Annotated in this window: 16 protein-coding genes; 12 read left to right on the top strand and 4 right to left on the bottom strand. The window is 43.1% G+C overall.

Annotated elements, in window-relative coordinates; all coding sequences use genetic code 11:
* Window positions 1-19 precede the first annotated feature (19 nt).
* The 12 genes from aroQ to C6G87_RS08830 all read left to right on the top strand — a co-directional run bounded on the left by aroQ (window position 20) and on the right by C6G87_RS08830 (window position 9664).
* Window positions 20-514: a type II 3-dehydroquinate dehydratase gene (gene aroQ, locus C6G87_RS05025; RefSeq protein ID WP_104752431.1), complete on the top strand. Its 495-nt coding sequence runs from the start codon at window positions 20-22 to the stop codon at window positions 512-514.
* Complete coding sequence (locus C6G87_RS05020) at window positions 511-1539, top strand: M24 family metallopeptidase (protein WP_382262517.1); 1029 nt, start codon at window positions 511-513, stop codon at window positions 1537-1539. The genes aroQ and C6G87_RS05020 overlap by 4 nt, the downstream gene beginning before the upstream one ends.
* Before the next feature lie 7 nt (window positions 1540-1546).
* Window positions 1547-2023 (top strand): 2-amino-4-hydroxy-6-hydroxymethyldihydropteridine diphosphokinase, encoded by a 477-nt coding sequence (gene folK / locus C6G87_RS05015; protein ID WP_104752430.1) that lies wholly within the window; start codon window positions 1547-1549, stop codon window positions 2021-2023.
* A 2-nt stretch (window positions 2024-2025) separates the two neighbouring features.
* Window positions 2026-3360: a flagellar biosynthesis protein FlhF gene (gene flhF / locus C6G87_RS05010; RefSeq protein ID WP_104752429.1), complete on the top strand. Its 1335-nt coding sequence runs from the start codon at window positions 2026-2028 to the stop codon at window positions 3358-3360.
* Window positions 3357-4229 carry a P-loop NTPase gene (locus C6G87_RS05005; protein WP_104752428.1) on the top strand — a complete coding sequence of 291 codons (873 nt, stop codon included), beginning with the start codon at window positions 3357-3359 and terminating at the stop codon, window positions 4227-4229. Before flhF ends, C6G87_RS05005 begins: the two co-directional genes overlap by 4 nt.
* Before the next feature lie 9 nt (window positions 4230-4238).
* Window positions 4239-4550: a hypothetical protein gene (locus C6G87_RS05000; RefSeq protein WP_104752427.1), complete on the top strand. Its 312-nt coding sequence runs from the start codon at window positions 4239-4241 to the stop codon at window positions 4548-4550.
* On the top strand, window positions 4531-5250 hold the full coding sequence (locus C6G87_RS04995; protein WP_233709021.1) for an RNA polymerase sigma factor FliA: 720 nt from the start codon (window positions 4531-4533) through the stop codon (window positions 5248-5250). Before C6G87_RS05000 ends, C6G87_RS04995 begins: the two co-directional genes overlap by 20 nt.
* Window positions 5243-6304, top strand: coding sequence for a flagellar motor switch protein FliM (gene fliM, locus C6G87_RS04990; RefSeq protein WP_104752425.1), 1062 nt, complete (start codon window positions 5243-5245; stop codon window positions 6302-6304). Before C6G87_RS04995 ends, fliM begins: the two co-directional genes overlap by 8 nt.
* Entirely contained in the window at window positions 6301-7185 is an 885-nt protein-coding gene (gene fliY, locus C6G87_RS04985; RefSeq protein WP_104752424.1) for a flagellar motor switch protein FliY, read from the top strand. Before fliM ends, fliY begins: the two co-directional genes overlap by 4 nt.
* A 157-nt stretch (window positions 7186-7342) precedes the next feature.
* Window positions 7343-8230 (top strand): glycosyltransferase family 25 protein, encoded by an 888-nt coding sequence (locus C6G87_RS04980; RefSeq protein ID WP_104752423.1) that lies wholly within the window; start codon window positions 7343-7345, stop codon window positions 8228-8230.
* Window positions 8231-8498: 268 nt separating this feature from the next.
* Entirely contained in the window at window positions 8499-8639 is a 141-nt protein-coding gene (locus C6G87_RS08495; RefSeq protein ID WP_158653101.1) for a hypothetical protein, read from the top strand.
* A gap of 785 nt (window positions 8640-9424) precedes the next feature.
* On the top strand, window positions 9425-9664 hold the full coding sequence (locus C6G87_RS08830) for a hypothetical protein (RefSeq protein WP_233709020.1): 240 nt from the start codon (window positions 9425-9427) through the stop codon (window positions 9662-9664).
* Between the two features lie 361 nt (window positions 9665-10025).
* Here the strand turns inward: C6G87_RS08830 and era are convergent, their stop codons facing one another.
* From era to rplI, 4 genes are read right to left on the bottom strand one after another with little or no spacing between them, the layout of a single operon-like run.
* Complete coding sequence (gene era / locus C6G87_RS04965; protein ID WP_199767641.1) at window positions 10026-10952, bottom strand: GTPase Era; 927 nt, start codon at window positions 10950-10952, stop codon at window positions 10026-10028.
* Complete coding sequence (gene hslU, locus C6G87_RS04960) at window positions 10949-12265, bottom strand: HslU--HslV peptidase ATPase subunit (RefSeq protein ID WP_199767642.1); 1317 nt, start codon at window positions 12263-12265, stop codon at window positions 10949-10951. The genes era and hslU overlap by 4 nt, the downstream gene beginning before the upstream one ends.
* A 22-nt stretch (window positions 12266-12287) precedes the next feature.
* Window positions 12288-12830, bottom strand: a complete 543-nt coding sequence (gene hslV / locus C6G87_RS04955) for an ATP-dependent protease subunit HslV (protein ID WP_104752419.1) — start codon at window positions 12828-12830, stop codon at window positions 12288-12290.
* A 3-nt stretch (window positions 12831-12833) separates the two neighbouring features.
* Window positions 12834-13280 carry a 50S ribosomal protein L9 gene (gene rplI, locus C6G87_RS04950; protein WP_104752418.1) on the bottom strand — a complete coding sequence of 149 codons (447 nt, stop codon included), beginning with the start codon at window positions 13278-13280 and terminating at the stop codon, window positions 12834-12836.
* Window positions 13281-13668 lie beyond the last annotated feature (388 nt).

Raw genomic sequence — 13668 nt, 5'->3', positions numbered from 1 at the left:
TCTATCCTAAGGAGTTTTGATGAAGATTTTGGTGATTCAAGGACCTAATTTAAATATGCTGGGGCATCGCGACCCCAGACTTTATGGTCCTGTAACTTTGGATCAGATCCATGGAAACATGGAAAGTTTTGCCAAGCAAAATGGCTTGGAACTGGATTTTTTTCAAACAAATTTTGAGGGGGAAATCATCGATCGCATTCAGGAGTGCGTAGGAAGCGATTTTGAAGGGATTATTATCAACCCCGGGGCGTTTTCGCACACTTCTGTTGCCATTGCCGATGCAATCATGCTTGCGGACATGCCCGTGATTGAAGTGCATTTGAGCAATATTTTTGCACGCGAAGAGTTTAGGAAGACTAGCTACACGGGCGCAGTGAGTGCGGGTGTGGTAACCGGTTTTGGGGCTTTTGGCTACCATGTGGCTCTGATCGCCATGATGCAAATTTTAGCCGAAATTAAGGCGATTAAAGAAAATCAAGCACAAGCAGATTCTATTGCTAGGACAAACGCTTGAGTGTGAACGCACATTTCACTACCGACGAAAACGCTCAGTACTTCGCATGTGGCTACAGCTGTGATCATGGCATTTTTTTACAGCTAGAAGATCGGGCGTTCTTTATCACCGATGCGCGCTACACTTTAGAAGCGCGTCAGAGTGTACAAGCGGGTGTAGAGGTGGTGGAAAGTGCTGATTTGTGGACAAAGGCGATCGAATTGGCACACAAAACCCCCAAACTCTATTTTGATAAGGCGCAAATTAGCGTGCAGATTTATGAACGACTCGCTACAGGGTTGGGAGGATGTGAGTTGGTCGGGGAAATCGATTATCATAGGAAACAACGCATCGTCAAGAGTGAAGCAGAAATTGCCTTGCTCAAGCGCGCACAAGCGTTGAATGTGGAGGCTTTTGAGAGTTTTGCCCGCCATGTCGCCAGCGCACAAGGACATGTAGAAAGAGCACTCCAATTCAAGAGTAAGGAGTTTTTAACCTGTAGCGGAGCGTATGATCTGAGTTTTGAGCCCATTGTGGCAATCAATGCTAATGCGGCCAAGCCTCATGCTTTGCCCAGCCCGGAGGTGCGCTTGCAAAAGGGGGATTTGCTCCTGGCAGATATGGGGATCAAATACAAGCGTTATTGTGCTGATCGTACGCGTACCGCTTTTTTTGATGGGGAGTTCAGTTTTGAGCGCACTCAATATTTTAAAGATAAGACCTTACAAAAAATTTACGATGTAGTGCGCAAAGCACAAGAGAGCACGATTGAGAATTTGCGTGCAGGCATGACAGGTAAAGAAATCGATGCCATTGCGCGAGGCGTGATTGCAGAGAGTGGGTATGGGGAGTTTTTTGCGCATAGCACCGGGCATGGAATTGGCTTAGATATTCACGAATTGCCCTTTATTTCTCCTAGGAGTGAGACGATTATTGAGGAGGGCATGGTGTTCTCTGTAGAACCCGGGATTTACATCCCGGGGCAATATGGGGTGCGTATTGAGGACCTAGTGGTTGTGAAACACTCTAGGGCTGAAGTTCTTTGATGGAGTGATGTGCACGCTTGTTTACACGCGCTTTTTCCCTGCCAAGTGTAAACGCAGGTACATTTTGAGAAATACAGCAACTTTGGGCATAGGGAGCAATGTGGGCGATTCTAAGAAAATTTTTGAAGGGTTATGGGTGTGGTTGACACGCCATCGCCTATTTTCACGGGTGTATTCCTCGCCTCTCTATATCAATCCTGCCTTTGGCTACACCAAGCAGAGAGATTTTACGAATGCCACTCTGTCTTTTAGCACAAGCTTAAGTGTGCGGGAGTTGTTTAGACTTGTTTTTTATTTAGAGAGACGCTGGGGGCGCGCGCGCAAACGCCCCTTTAAAAATGCCCCAAGGACGCTAGACATCGATATTCTCTTTTTTAACCATATGACCTCTAGACAGCCTTATTTGACCCTACCCCACCCTGGGTGGAGTCGGCGCACCTCTGTGCTTGTGCCTCTAATCTTGCAACACATGGCATGGAGATGAGCATGAAACTCTATACCTATAGTGGCGAAACCACTGCTGAAGCACTCAAACGCGCCCAAAGTGAACATGGACATAATGCCCTAGTGGTGAAGGCTCAAGAAATCCGCAAGAAAAGTTTAACAGAACCCGGGCTTTATGAAGTGGTGGTAGCTGTGGACAAGCCCAAAGAAGAGTCCAAGCCCAAGAGTAATAATATGCAAGAACGCTTAGAGAGCGCACTGCAATCTACACCCCGTCCCAAAGAACCTATACCCCCTCTCAAAGAAGAGGTGAGCATTGAGCTTTCTAAAACCCTAGAGGAGATGCGCAAACTGGCCGGAGTGTCGAGCCAACCTCCGCCCCTTATTCCTACACAGGCGAGCGCATTAGATGAGGCTACTCCCAAAGAGATCTCCTCCCCCAAGAAAGATAGGGATGGGGTTGAGTTGCACTCTATCAAAGGCGAGCTTAATAAGATTAACGACAATCTTAAGCTCATTCAGAATATGGTATGGAATGACAATAAGAGTCCTAACTTTATCATTCCGCAGGAGTTTGCAGAAATCTATCGTTTGGCTAAAAATAGTGGCATGCACAAGACTCATTTGGATGAAATCATGCGTTTGAGCTTGGAAATGATGCCTGTAAAAATGCGTGAAAATTCAGTAACGGTAAAGCGTTATTTTAGAGAAGTTCTGCGTAAGATGATCTATTGTCGTCATGAAAGTTTAGATCCTAGTTATAAGAAAATTTTGATGTTGGTGGGACCTACGGGCGTGGGCAAGACCACCACCTTAGCCAAGTTAGCCGCGCGCTATTCTAAGATGTTGGACAAAAAATATAAGGTGGGGATTTTGACTTTGGATACCTATCGCATCGGCGCGGTGGAGCAGTTGATGTGGTATGCCAAAAAAATGAAGATTGGCATTGAGACCGTGATGGACTCAGAGGATTTTACAAAAGAAATGCGTACTCTAGAGTATTGCGATGTAGTGCTCATTGATACAACTGGGCATTCTCAGCATGATAAAAAGAAAATCGAAGCCTTGAAGAAGTTTACTGAAAATGGCTACAAGATCGATACCACGCTTGTACTCTCACTCACCACGAAATACGAAGATTTGAAGGATATTTACAACGCCTTTAGCCCTTTGGAGATCGATAGTTTGATTTTCACCAAATTGGACGAGAGTCGCGGATTTGGAAATTTGTTTTCCCTAGTCTATGAGAGCAAAAAGCCCATCAGTTACTTGTGTATCGGTCAGGAAGTGCCCATGGATTTGTTGGTCGCTAGCAATGATTATTTGGTGGATTGCATGCTCGATGGGTTTGCACATCCCAACAGGAAAAAAGCATGACGCACAACCAAGCGAGCGGTTTGGAGCACATCATGGAGCCTAGAAGCATTTTTAGCAAAAAGGGCAAGACAAAATTTGTCGCGATCACGAGCGGTAAGGGGGGTGTGGGCAAGTCTACCATCAGTGCAAATCTAGGTTATAGCTTGTTTAAAAGTGGTTACAAGGTGGGCGTTTTAGATGCAGATATTGGATTGGCTAATCTAGATATCATCTTTGGAATCAAGACTAGTAAGAATATTTTGCACGCGCTCAGGGGTGAAGCGCGTTTTAATGAAGTGATCTACCCGATTGAAGAGGGGTTTTACCTGGTGCCCGGGGATAGTGGGGAAGAGATTTTTAAGTATGTGAGCCAAGAAATCTTAGATAGTTTTGTAGATGAGGAAAATGTACTCGACGATCTAGATTACATGATTATTGACACTGGGGCGGGGATTGGGGAGTTTACCCAAGCTTTCTTGCGCGCGAGCGATTGCGTGGTGGTGATCACCACTTCTGACCCGGCGGCTATTACTGATGCCTATACCACCATTAAGGTTAATTCTAAAACTAAAAACGATGCCTTTGTTTTGGTCAATATGGTCGATTCAGCCGATAAGGCGATGCAAATCTTTAGCGGAATCCAACGTGTCGCCAAAGAAAATATCCCACACATGACCTTGAATTATTTGGGCTATATCCAAAACAGCAACGCGCTCAAGCAATCTATCAAAAATCGCAAGCTTTTATGCAAAAGTGAGCCTTTTAACACCTTTTCGTTTTCAATGGGGCAGGTTTCTAAAATTTTAACCATGAAGATGGAACACAATGTGATAGAAACGCCTAAGGACAATTTCATCGGGTTTTTCAAACGCTTACTACGATATTTGTGAGGTGGTGTCATGAAAGTAGAAAACTTTGTGAATTTTTCCATCGTCGGGGGTTTTTTTATTGGACTGATCCTCTCGTTGATCAAATTTGATCAACCCGAATATGTCCTCTTTGGAACTTTGGTTTCCACGGCCGGGTTTTACATGATCATGCTCGTGTTTGCTTCCATATTCATGAACTTTATCTACCCGCGTAAGCGATTCTTAAATAAGGCAGATTTGGAGCGTAAATTGAGTAATTTTAATAAGGAATTTGTGGAGCGCGAAAAAGAAGTGGATGCGCTGTTAAAATATGTACACAGCTATGAGTTTGACGAGAAATAAAGTGCTCAAAAAGTTTAGTTATGATGCGCAAATCCAAAGCTCTCAGGACGACCTAGCGATCCAATATCTGCCTGCTGTGCGTGCAATGGCATTTCGTTTAAAAGAGCGCCTGCCTAGTTGTGTAGATTTTAATGATTTAGTTTCTGTAGGTACAGAAGAGCTTATTAAGTTGGCGCGCCGTTATGATATTGCCCTCAATGATTCTTTTTGGGGCTATGCCAAAACCCGTGTGAATGGGGCTATGTTGGATTATTTGCGCTCCCTAGACGTAGTTTCGCGCGCCTCTAGAAAGCTCATTAAAAAAATCGACCACGAGGTTTCCAAATATTATAACGAGTATGGACAAGAACCTGACGATGTCTATCTAGCTCAAGTTTTACAAGAAGACATTAGCAAGATTCGCGAAGCTAAGGTTGCTTCTGATATTTATGCCAATGTGCCCATAGATGAGCAATTTAACGCCATCGAGCAGGATCATATCGGCGCAAAACTAGAGCTAGAAGAGCTCATGACTCACATTTATAGCGTTTTAAAAACTATGTCTGAGCGTGAACAACTCATTATTCAGCTTTATTTTTTTGAAGAATTGAATTTAAGCGAAATTAAGGAGATCTTGGGGGTTACCGAATCGAGGATTTCTCAAATTATCAAGGAAGTGATTAGAAAAATCCGTATCAATTTGGGAGGTGCGCATGGCTGACATTCTAAGCCAAGAAGAGATTGATGCGCTCCTAGAAGTTGTTGACGAGTCTGAGGATGTCAATACTCTTCAGAAAAAAGAGATCATGCCTCAAAAGCAGATCACTCTTTATGATTTCAAACGTCCCAATCGGGTTAGCAAAGAACAGTTGCGCTCCTTTAGAAGTATCCATGACAAAATGGCGCGTAGTCTCTCTAGTCAAATTTCTGCCATCATGCGCAGCATTGTGGAAATTCAGTTGCACAGTGTGGATCAGATGACCTATGGGGAATTTCTGATGAGCTTGCCCAGCCCCACAAGCTTTAATGTCTTTTCTATGAAGCCAGTGGGAGGTACGGGGGTTCTGGAAGTTAACCCTAGTATCGTTTTCCCTATGATTGATCGTCTGCTCGGAGGTAAAGGAAGTTCTTACGATCAAACTCGCGAATTTAGTGATATTGAGCTTAACTTGCTAGACACTATTTTAAAGCAGGTGATGCAGATACTTAAGGATATTTGGAATCCTGTAACCGAGTTTTTCCCCACCATTGATGCCAAAGAGTCCAGCGCGAATGTGGTGCAAATCGTGGCGCAAAATGAGATCGTGATCATGGTGGTGATGGAAATTGTGATTGGACATAGCCGGGGCATGATGAATCTTTGTTACCCTGTGATCTCCATTGAGGGAATTTTATCAAAAATGGGCAATCGCGATGTCATGCTCACAGAAACCAGCTCTAAAAAGAGTCGTAATAAAGAATTACAAGCTCTAGTAGGTGGAGCGAGCGTAGATGTTTCTGCGTTTTTGGGGAGTGTAAAGCTTACACTTAAAGAGGTGTTAGATTTGGTTGTGGGAGATACGATTCGCCTTAATAAGGTTGCTAATGATACGGTGGTGGTCAATATTGACAAAAAAGAGCGCTATTTAGCCACGGTAGGCTATCAAGGTTACCGCAAGACCATCAAGATTAAAGAAGTGATTCAAACTGAAAAAGACAGGGTTAAAGAAGTGCTCGAAGTGCTAGAAAACCAACGCAAAATCAAGATTGGTAATATCAAGGAAGAAGAAGAATGATTGACGATTTTTTAAAACTCTTCGTTCAAGAGTGTACGTCTACTTTAGGCGGACTATTGGGAAAGAGTCCATCTGTAGAGCTGAAAAATGAAATTTCTGTAGGGGATTTTATTTTCGTCGAACATGCTTCTGTAGTGGTGCAGGTCAAACCTCAAACCAATGTAACAATCACTTTGGCTATCCCTATTCCTATGGCAACTGCACTAGCAGATTTGATGATAGGGGGCGAAGGGACTAGCAAGGAAACCCTAGAAAAAGACGATTTGGACGCAATAAAAGAAATTGGCTCTAATATCTTTGGGGCACTCACCACAGCCCTACAAGCCCAAGAAATCATTCCAAAATTCTCTTTTGAAGTCAGCGAAGCTGTTGATGCCCATGATGCTTCTTTGCTCGACCCTTATAGCGATGGCTTTGAATTTGGATTTGAGCTGGGAAGTTTACAATCAAGTTTTTTTATTTTCTGTGGCGGGGTTTTTATCGATCTTTTCAAGAAGAAGGTTGCTCCCCAAAACACTTCTAAGATCAAACATGCCCCTTCTATGCCTAACCTTCCTGTTATACCTAAGAGCGAGCGCGCAGAAGGGGATAATAACCATTTAGAACAATTAGAAGTGCGCAATATTAACATGCTATTAGACATTAAGCTTAATGTTAGAGTGCGTATTGGACAAAAGAAAATGATCTTAAAAGATGTAGTTTCTATGGACATTGGAAGCGTGATTGAGCTTAACCAAATGGTCAATGATCCTTTAGAGATTCTGGTAGATGATAAGGTCATTGCTAGGGGTGAAGTGGTGATTGTAGATGGAAACTTCGGAATCCAAATTACTGATATTGGGAGCAAGAAGGAGCGCCTAGAACAACTTAAAGAGAGTTAAGAATTTCTCTATAATCGCTTCGATATAAAATATGAATGGTGTCGCATGCTTGCATGATTTTGATGCCTAGTTAGCTAATTCCTAAATTTCACTCTCATCGCATTTGCACATAATAATAAGGGATATAAAAGGAAAAAGAATAGTGGAAAGACATACGATGTTATCTTGTCATGTTTATATTATTTCACTTAGAAATAGTGCACGGCGCGCAAGATGTGAGGCGTTCGTGCAAAAACCAATTCTAGAGGGGGGGGGGGGGGAGATAGACCTGCAGTTTCATCTCTTTGAAGCGGTTGATAAACACAGCCATTATTTCAAGAAAGACTTAGGGTATTCAAGTCTTATCCAACATTCCTACTCTCTTCAGACTCTCTATAAAAACGCTTGGTTTAAGGGATTTGACGGGCGGGAAATGTTTCCTGAAGAATTAGGTTGTTATGCTAGCCATTACCTGCTTTGGCTCAAATGCATTGAAAACAACAAACCCATAGTGATTTTAGAAGATGATTTTGATTTGCAATCAAATTTCAGGCAGAGTATTGTAGATTGCCTAAAAAACCCTTTTGATTTTGTGCGTCTATATGGAGATTTTCATGAAAAACGACCCAAATACTCTGAAATTGGCGCACTCAATGGGACATGTCTTGCCCCTCTCAACCCCAAAGTTTTAGAAACAATTCTAGCTACTCATTTTTATTTTTCCGTCCTGCCTGTCCTGACCACTTTAGCCTACTACATCACACCTAAAGCAGCTAAGGCTTTTGTGAGCGCAAGCCATCATTTTAGCGCCCCAGTAGATGTTTTTATGAACCAATACTGGGTACACCACATCCCCAATTTTACTTACATTCCCTTGAGTGTGCATCCTACTGATGAGCACAAGACAAATTCCACCATCCTCACGGCGACAAACAAACACCTAATGGGCACACAAGCACCTTATAAAGGACGCAAGAAAACCGGGATAGGGGCGCGTATCTTTGAAAAGTGTCGCAAAATCTACTATTACCACCACTTTTTAAGGCAATATGCACGCCTGCAATAAGACTCGCTTCCGTTCTTACAAGCATACAAAATCCTATAAAACTTTGTGAATCTACAAAGCTTGGATTTCTGCTACATACTTGTTTCACCTATACCCGCTACATCCTTGATTTTCGGGAACTCTGCCTACTAAAGGCAATGCCTCTTTTAGCAAAAATTGGGGCTTTTGTGGCAAAAATAAATCTATAAAAAAATTGTGCAATTTTACGGAATTTATATGATTTATCTTGTTATTTCTAGCCTTTTTGTATGGTTATGGAGGAGAGATATTGGACGCTCTCAAGCAGCCGTTTAGTGGAGGCACAGGTTTTGATAAAAACGATATTGCCGCAGACAAACAAGGCATAGAGTATGTACTTGAATTAAGAAAACGATACAAAGATGAAAGTAATAGAACTTATTTAAAGTAGAGAGATTAGATGAAAAAACTTGGTAGTATCATTGCATTAGTCTGTTTGCCTTTCTTACCAATATATATCGCCCTATTGTCTGCTTTGCTTGTCAAATTTATTATCTTACCTCTTCTAGTTCTTATTATTAGCGAGAGCTTTGTTGTGTGGTTCATCCACCGTATCTATACCTTGTTTGCTAACCGTATATGGGCTTTTGTGTGTGTTGCATCGGGAATTTGGAGTGCTTTTCTTACTATATTTGCATTGATAGGCATTGTTAACGGAGATTGATCCCCAAAAGAGAAAATAATTCATAACTTGGAGACGATGAGAAAATGAAACTACGCGCGATGATAAATCAACACAGCGATCTCTTTGATCTTTATTTATCAGCATGGGTTGGATCGGTTAATTACAAGAGTTTTGGGGCAAGAGTCTTTGGATGTAAAAATCTTATTGACTTATCCATGAATTACAAAACTAGATATTTTAGAATACTTTGAATATCACATTCTACAAGAAGCGCCGTTAAATTTTGAGATTGATGAGGGGTTCATGGGACAATACGATATCTATTCATTGGATACTCTAGACAAAAATCTTTTTGAAAACGACCCACAACCAAGCTATGCAAGCGAGTATATTGCCTTTATTGGTGAAATGTTCCTAGGAAATCTCATTGATTTTACATGCAAAGACGAAGAAAAAAGTTTGTATCATTCTTTTTCATCTGTGCTGGTGGCTTGGAAACATATTAAAGAAAATTTTTTTATACATATAGAAATTATTTACATGATAGCAAAATGGATAGCAAAAAGTCATGGGAAAACCCTTTGGATTGGAATCCATGGGATATTAATGTTATGCGCACCCCTAAGGGTGATGACTATTTTAACCACATCCTAGCCCCTAAATTCTATGAAAAATACAAAAACTTAGAAGTTGAAATAGACGATCAAGGCAATATTTTGGCTGTGCACCTGAGCGTGATGTCTAGGGAGTTAGGGGTTAGAGTAATTAGATTCCAACAAAAAAGCCCGTAGTAGGCATCCAAATCTATAATTTTTATTGAGAATATGATAAAAGCCAGCAGGAGTAACTTTATTACCTTCACGCATTTTATCACTCACCTTAGACCCTACCAGCGCCTTACTTTCGCGGATTGCAAAGGATTAATTTGGGGTTTGTCTTATCAACCACAAACTAAATAGTCTAGGTTTTTATAATAAACCCAATATCGCGATATTCTAAAAACACCTTCCTAAAATACTTTTTGTATCGAATAAGATTGTAGGAATCGCTCGGGGGGTTTGATGTCTTTTTTGGTAAGCTTCTTGTTTTCAAACCCCAAAACACACACTAACACGCACAACAGCACACATAGCCCCCATTAACACCACATCCCTATTTATTGGAAATTAAAGATGGAGGGCCCCACTCTACCACATAGCCCATTTTTTTTAGCTGATCTTGTCTTTGACTCCAATTTTTGCACACCACCACCTCTAGGCGCAAAAAGACCTTTTTACCCCCAAAAGCTTGCATGTTCAAACGCGCTTGCTTGCTGATTTTTTTAATCACCCACGCCCCCTTGCCCACCACCATTTTTTGCTGACTCTCTTTTTCTACAATGATTTGGGCATGGATGCGATCTAACTGGGGTTCTTGGATAAAACGCGTGATGAGGACATCGCTTGCATAGGGGATCTCCTGACTCAAATGCGCAAAGATCTGTTCGCGAATCATCTCTTTGTAGATTTCTTTTGTCTGCGCGTCGCTGAGCAGTTCTGAATCGTAATAAAAGGGAGCACAGGGCAAGAGCTTGGCGATTTCTTGTAACAAACCCTCCAAATTCTTGCACTTGGTCGCGCTCAAGGGCACAAGAGCGCTGAATGCAGTATTGTAAGCTTGATAGGGCTGTATTTTGGCAAGCAGTTGGGCGTGCGTGAGCGTGTCTATTTTATTGAGCGCGACAATATGGGGTTTATCGCCACAAAGGGTTAAAAAGTCTTGATAGCCTTGCAAATTCTCATGCACACTGGCTACAAACACACAGAGATCGCATGTTTTGAGCGCGCGCGCGCTCTCTAATTGCATCGCCCGATCCAAGAGTTTTTGGGGTTCAGAAAGCCCGGGCGTGTCCACAAAGATCATCTGGCATGCCACCCCTTGCGCGTCACTGAAGGGTACAATCCCCTTTAATGTCTTGCGCGTGGCGTTGGCTTTGTGCGAGATCAAAGCGATTTTCTCCTGCAAAAGCGCGTTGAGTAAGGTGCTTTTGCCCGCGTTGGGTCGTCCAAGCAGTGCGATAAAACCGGATTTTGTCATCAGAGAATAAAGCGGGCTAAATCCACATTTTCTACGAGATTTTGAAGTTTTTGACTCACTTGATCTTTGGTGACGATCACGCTCTGTCCCTTGTAACTCGATGCGTCAAAACTGATGTCTTCTAACACCTTTTCAATCGTGGTGTGCAAGCGGCGCGCGCCGATGTCTTCGGTACTCTGATTGGCTAAAAAAGAAAGTCTTGCCAATTCTCTAAGGGCTTCAGGTTCAAAGACAAGCTCCACGCCCTCTACGGCTAAAAGGGCTTGGTATTGCCTAATGATGGAGCTCTTAGTGCGTGTGAGAATGGCGTACATGATCTCCTCAGAGAGACTCTCTAACTCCACTCGCAAGGGGAAACGCCCCTGCAATTCGGGGATGAGATCGCTAGGTTTGCTCAAGTGAAACGCCCCGGCTGCAATGAAGAGGATATGATCGGTCGCCACAGGTCCGTACTTGGTGTTGATCACACTGCCCTCTACAATGGGCAAGAGATCGCGTTGTACGCCCTCTTTGCTAGGGTCTTGCCTGCTCCCCTCTTTAACCCCTACGGCGATCTTATCGATCTCATCAATAAAAATCACTCCCGATTGAGCGGCGCGTTGTACGCCCTCCATCTGCACGCGCTCCATGTCCAAGATGGTTTGTGAGACATCATGGCGCAAGGCTTCTTTAGCTTCTTTGATGGTCATCTCTTTGCTCACCTTCTCGCCCTCCCTATTGAGCACCTTGATAATACTCTCTTGCACCTTGATGATCTCAGGGGGCACATTGAAATCCCCCTCTAAATGCTTTTTGTGCAATTCGATCTCAATTTTGACATGATCTAGGGCTGTGCCCTTGACTTTTTCTTTGGTTTTTTCAAAATTGAGCGCGTATTCTTCTTTTTTAGCTTCGCTAACACCATTGGGCAGGGCGGGCAATAATTTCTTGGTGATCCTCTCGACAATGAGATCCTCAATCTTCTCTTTATTTCTCTCCTTTTGTTCGCTCTCCACTAAATTAATGCTTGTTGCCACCAAATCGCGCACCATCGACTCCACATCGCGCCCCACAAAGCCCACTTCGGTGTATTTGCTCGCCTCCACCTTGATAAAGGGCAAGCCCATCATCTTAGCCATGCGCCGTGCGATCTCTGTTTTACCCACCCCTGTTGAGCCAATCATCAAGATATTCTTGGGCGTAACCTCTTCTTGCAACTCCTTACTCAATTGCAAACGCCGCCAGCGATTACGCAAGGCAATGGCGATCATCTTTTTAGCGTCTTGTTGCTCGATGATGTAATCGTCTAAATAGGTAACAATCTCTTGGGGGGTCATGTCCAGCTTGTCGGTGTTCATCTCAAAGCTCCAAGATTTTAATATTTTGGTTGGTGTAAATGCACAGCGCGCCCGCGATTTTAAGCGACTCTTCTACAAGGCTTCTAGGGGGCAAGTTGGCGAATTGATCCAGCGCGCGCGCCGCACTCAAGGCGTAATTGCCCCCGCTCCCAATAGCGGCGATCTTGCCATCTTCGGGTTCGACCACATCGCCCGTCCCGCTCAAAATAAAGATGGATTGTTTATTGAGCACGATCATCATCGCCTCCAAGCGGCGCAAAAACTTATCCTTGCGCCACTCCTTGCTAAAATCCACCACGCTCTTAAACAAATCCCCCTTTTTGCCCTCTAAAATGCGCTCAAACATGTCAAACAAACTAAAAGCGTCCGCAGTGCTTCCAGCAAACCCGCTTAAAATCTGGTTATGGTGTAAAGTGCGGATTTTGGTGGCATTGCCCTTGAGCACACAATTGCCAAAGCTCACCTGCCCATCTCCCCCGATGATGGCGTAATCCTTGCCCTCAAAATGCGTTTTATAGCCTAAAATGGTGGTGGCGTGAAACATCTCCTACTCAGCCACCACATCAATTTTGAGCACGCCGGTGATGCCATGCCCTAGCTTGACATCAATTTCGTAAATCCCGGTGCTCTTGATAGGGGTTTTGAGTTCGAGGATTTTTTTATCAACTTCTAAAGAGTGTTGTGCCTGTAGGGCTTCTACCACCTCTTCTTTGGTGATCGAGCCAAACAGCGCCCCATTAGCCCCAACTTTCTTAATAATTTGTAAAGTAATGCCCTCTAATTTTTGGGCGATCTCCTGTTTAGCGGCTAATTCTTGAGCTTCTAATTGCGCGCGCTTCTTTTGGACGGCTTTGTATTTGTTGAGCGCTTCTTTGGTGGCAATTTGGGCGAGCTTTTTAGCGATGAGAAAATTATTTCCATACCCATCTTTCACTTCGCACACATCTCCTGCCTTACCCAAGTTTTTGACATCCTGTAGCAATAACACCTTCATACAAACTCCTTTAGAGTGTCTAGACAAACGGACATTATAGAGCATTAGTTTTAAAATGCCTTTAAGACAGAGCACAACTAATTAGGATAGAATAACCGCTATTTAAATTTTTAAGGAGCTTTTGATGTCGCGCCGCGTTGGGAAATTCTTCTCTCTCTCTCTCTTGCTAGCTTAACCTTTGCAGGTCTTGTTTTAAATGGGTGTAGTAGTACACGCACAGTAGCAGCAAAATTTGATCACAATGTGAACTATCTCGTGCAGTTTAATAGCAATGATTTTAAGATAGGTGGTGTAGTCAGTGCAGAAATGCCCTATAATCCTTCTAAGCACAACAATATGCGCAACATGACTGCGCTACTGCTCAACAAAGCCATTGCTGCTTGCAGGT

The organism is Helicobacter baculiformis (assembly GCF_900197685.1).
GTDB classification, from domain to species: Bacteria; Campylobacterota; Campylobacteria; order Campylobacterales; family Helicobacteraceae; genus Helicobacter; species Helicobacter baculiformis.
Note: the sequence above shows the minus strand (reverse complement) of the source record. Positions and strands in the feature narration are given on the sequence as shown.

What these genes read in the sequence shown, in the direction of transcription:
- fliY (WP_104752424.1), top strand. Translation starts at nt 6,301, where the DNA reads ATGATTGACGATTTTTTAAAACTCTTCGTTCAAGAGTGTACGTCTACT.
- C6G87_RS04995 (WP_233709021.1), top strand. Translation starts at nt 4,531, where the DNA reads ATGAGTTTGACGAGAAATAAAGTGCTCAAAAAGTTTAGTTATGATGCG.
- C6G87_RS05000 (WP_104752427.1), top strand. Translation starts at nt 4,239, where the DNA reads ATGAAAGTAGAAAACTTTGTGAATTTTTCCATCGTCGGGGGTTTTTTT.
- aroQ (WP_104752431.1), top strand. Translation starts at nt 20, where the DNA reads ATGAAGATTTTGGTGATTCAAGGACCTAATTTAAATATGCTGGGGCAT.
- C6G87_RS08830 (WP_233709020.1), top strand. Translation starts at nt 9,425, where the DNA reads ATGGATAGCAAAAAGTCATGGGAAAACCCTTTGGATTGGAATCCATGG.
- C6G87_RS05005 (WP_104752428.1), top strand. Translation starts at nt 3,357, where the DNA reads ATGACGCACAACCAAGCGAGCGGTTTGGAGCACATCATGGAGCCTAGA.
- fliM (WP_104752425.1), top strand. Translation starts at nt 5,243, where the DNA reads ATGGCTGACATTCTAAGCCAAGAAGAGATTGATGCGCTCCTAGAAGTT.
- C6G87_RS04980 (WP_104752423.1), top strand. Translation starts at nt 7,343, where the DNA reads ATGTTATCTTGTCATGTTTATATTATTTCACTTAGAAATAGTGCACGG.
- hslU (WP_199767642.1), bottom strand. Translation starts at nt 12,265, where the DNA reads ATGACCCCCCAAGAGATTGTTACCTATTTAGACGATTACATCATCGAG.
- hslV (WP_104752419.1), bottom strand. Translation starts at nt 12,830, where the DNA reads ATGTTTCACGCCACCACCATTTTAGGCTATAAAACGCATTTTGAGGGC.
- flhF (WP_104752429.1), top strand. Translation starts at nt 2,026, where the DNA reads ATGAAACTCTATACCTATAGTGGCGAAACCACTGCTGAAGCACTCAAA.
- folK (WP_104752430.1), top strand. Translation starts at nt 1,547, where the DNA reads ATGTGCACGCTTGTTTACACGCGCTTTTTCCCTGCCAAGTGTAAACGC.
- rplI (WP_104752418.1), bottom strand. Translation starts at nt 13,280, where the DNA reads ATGAAGGTGTTATTGCTACAGGATGTCAAAAACTTGGGTAAGGCAGGA.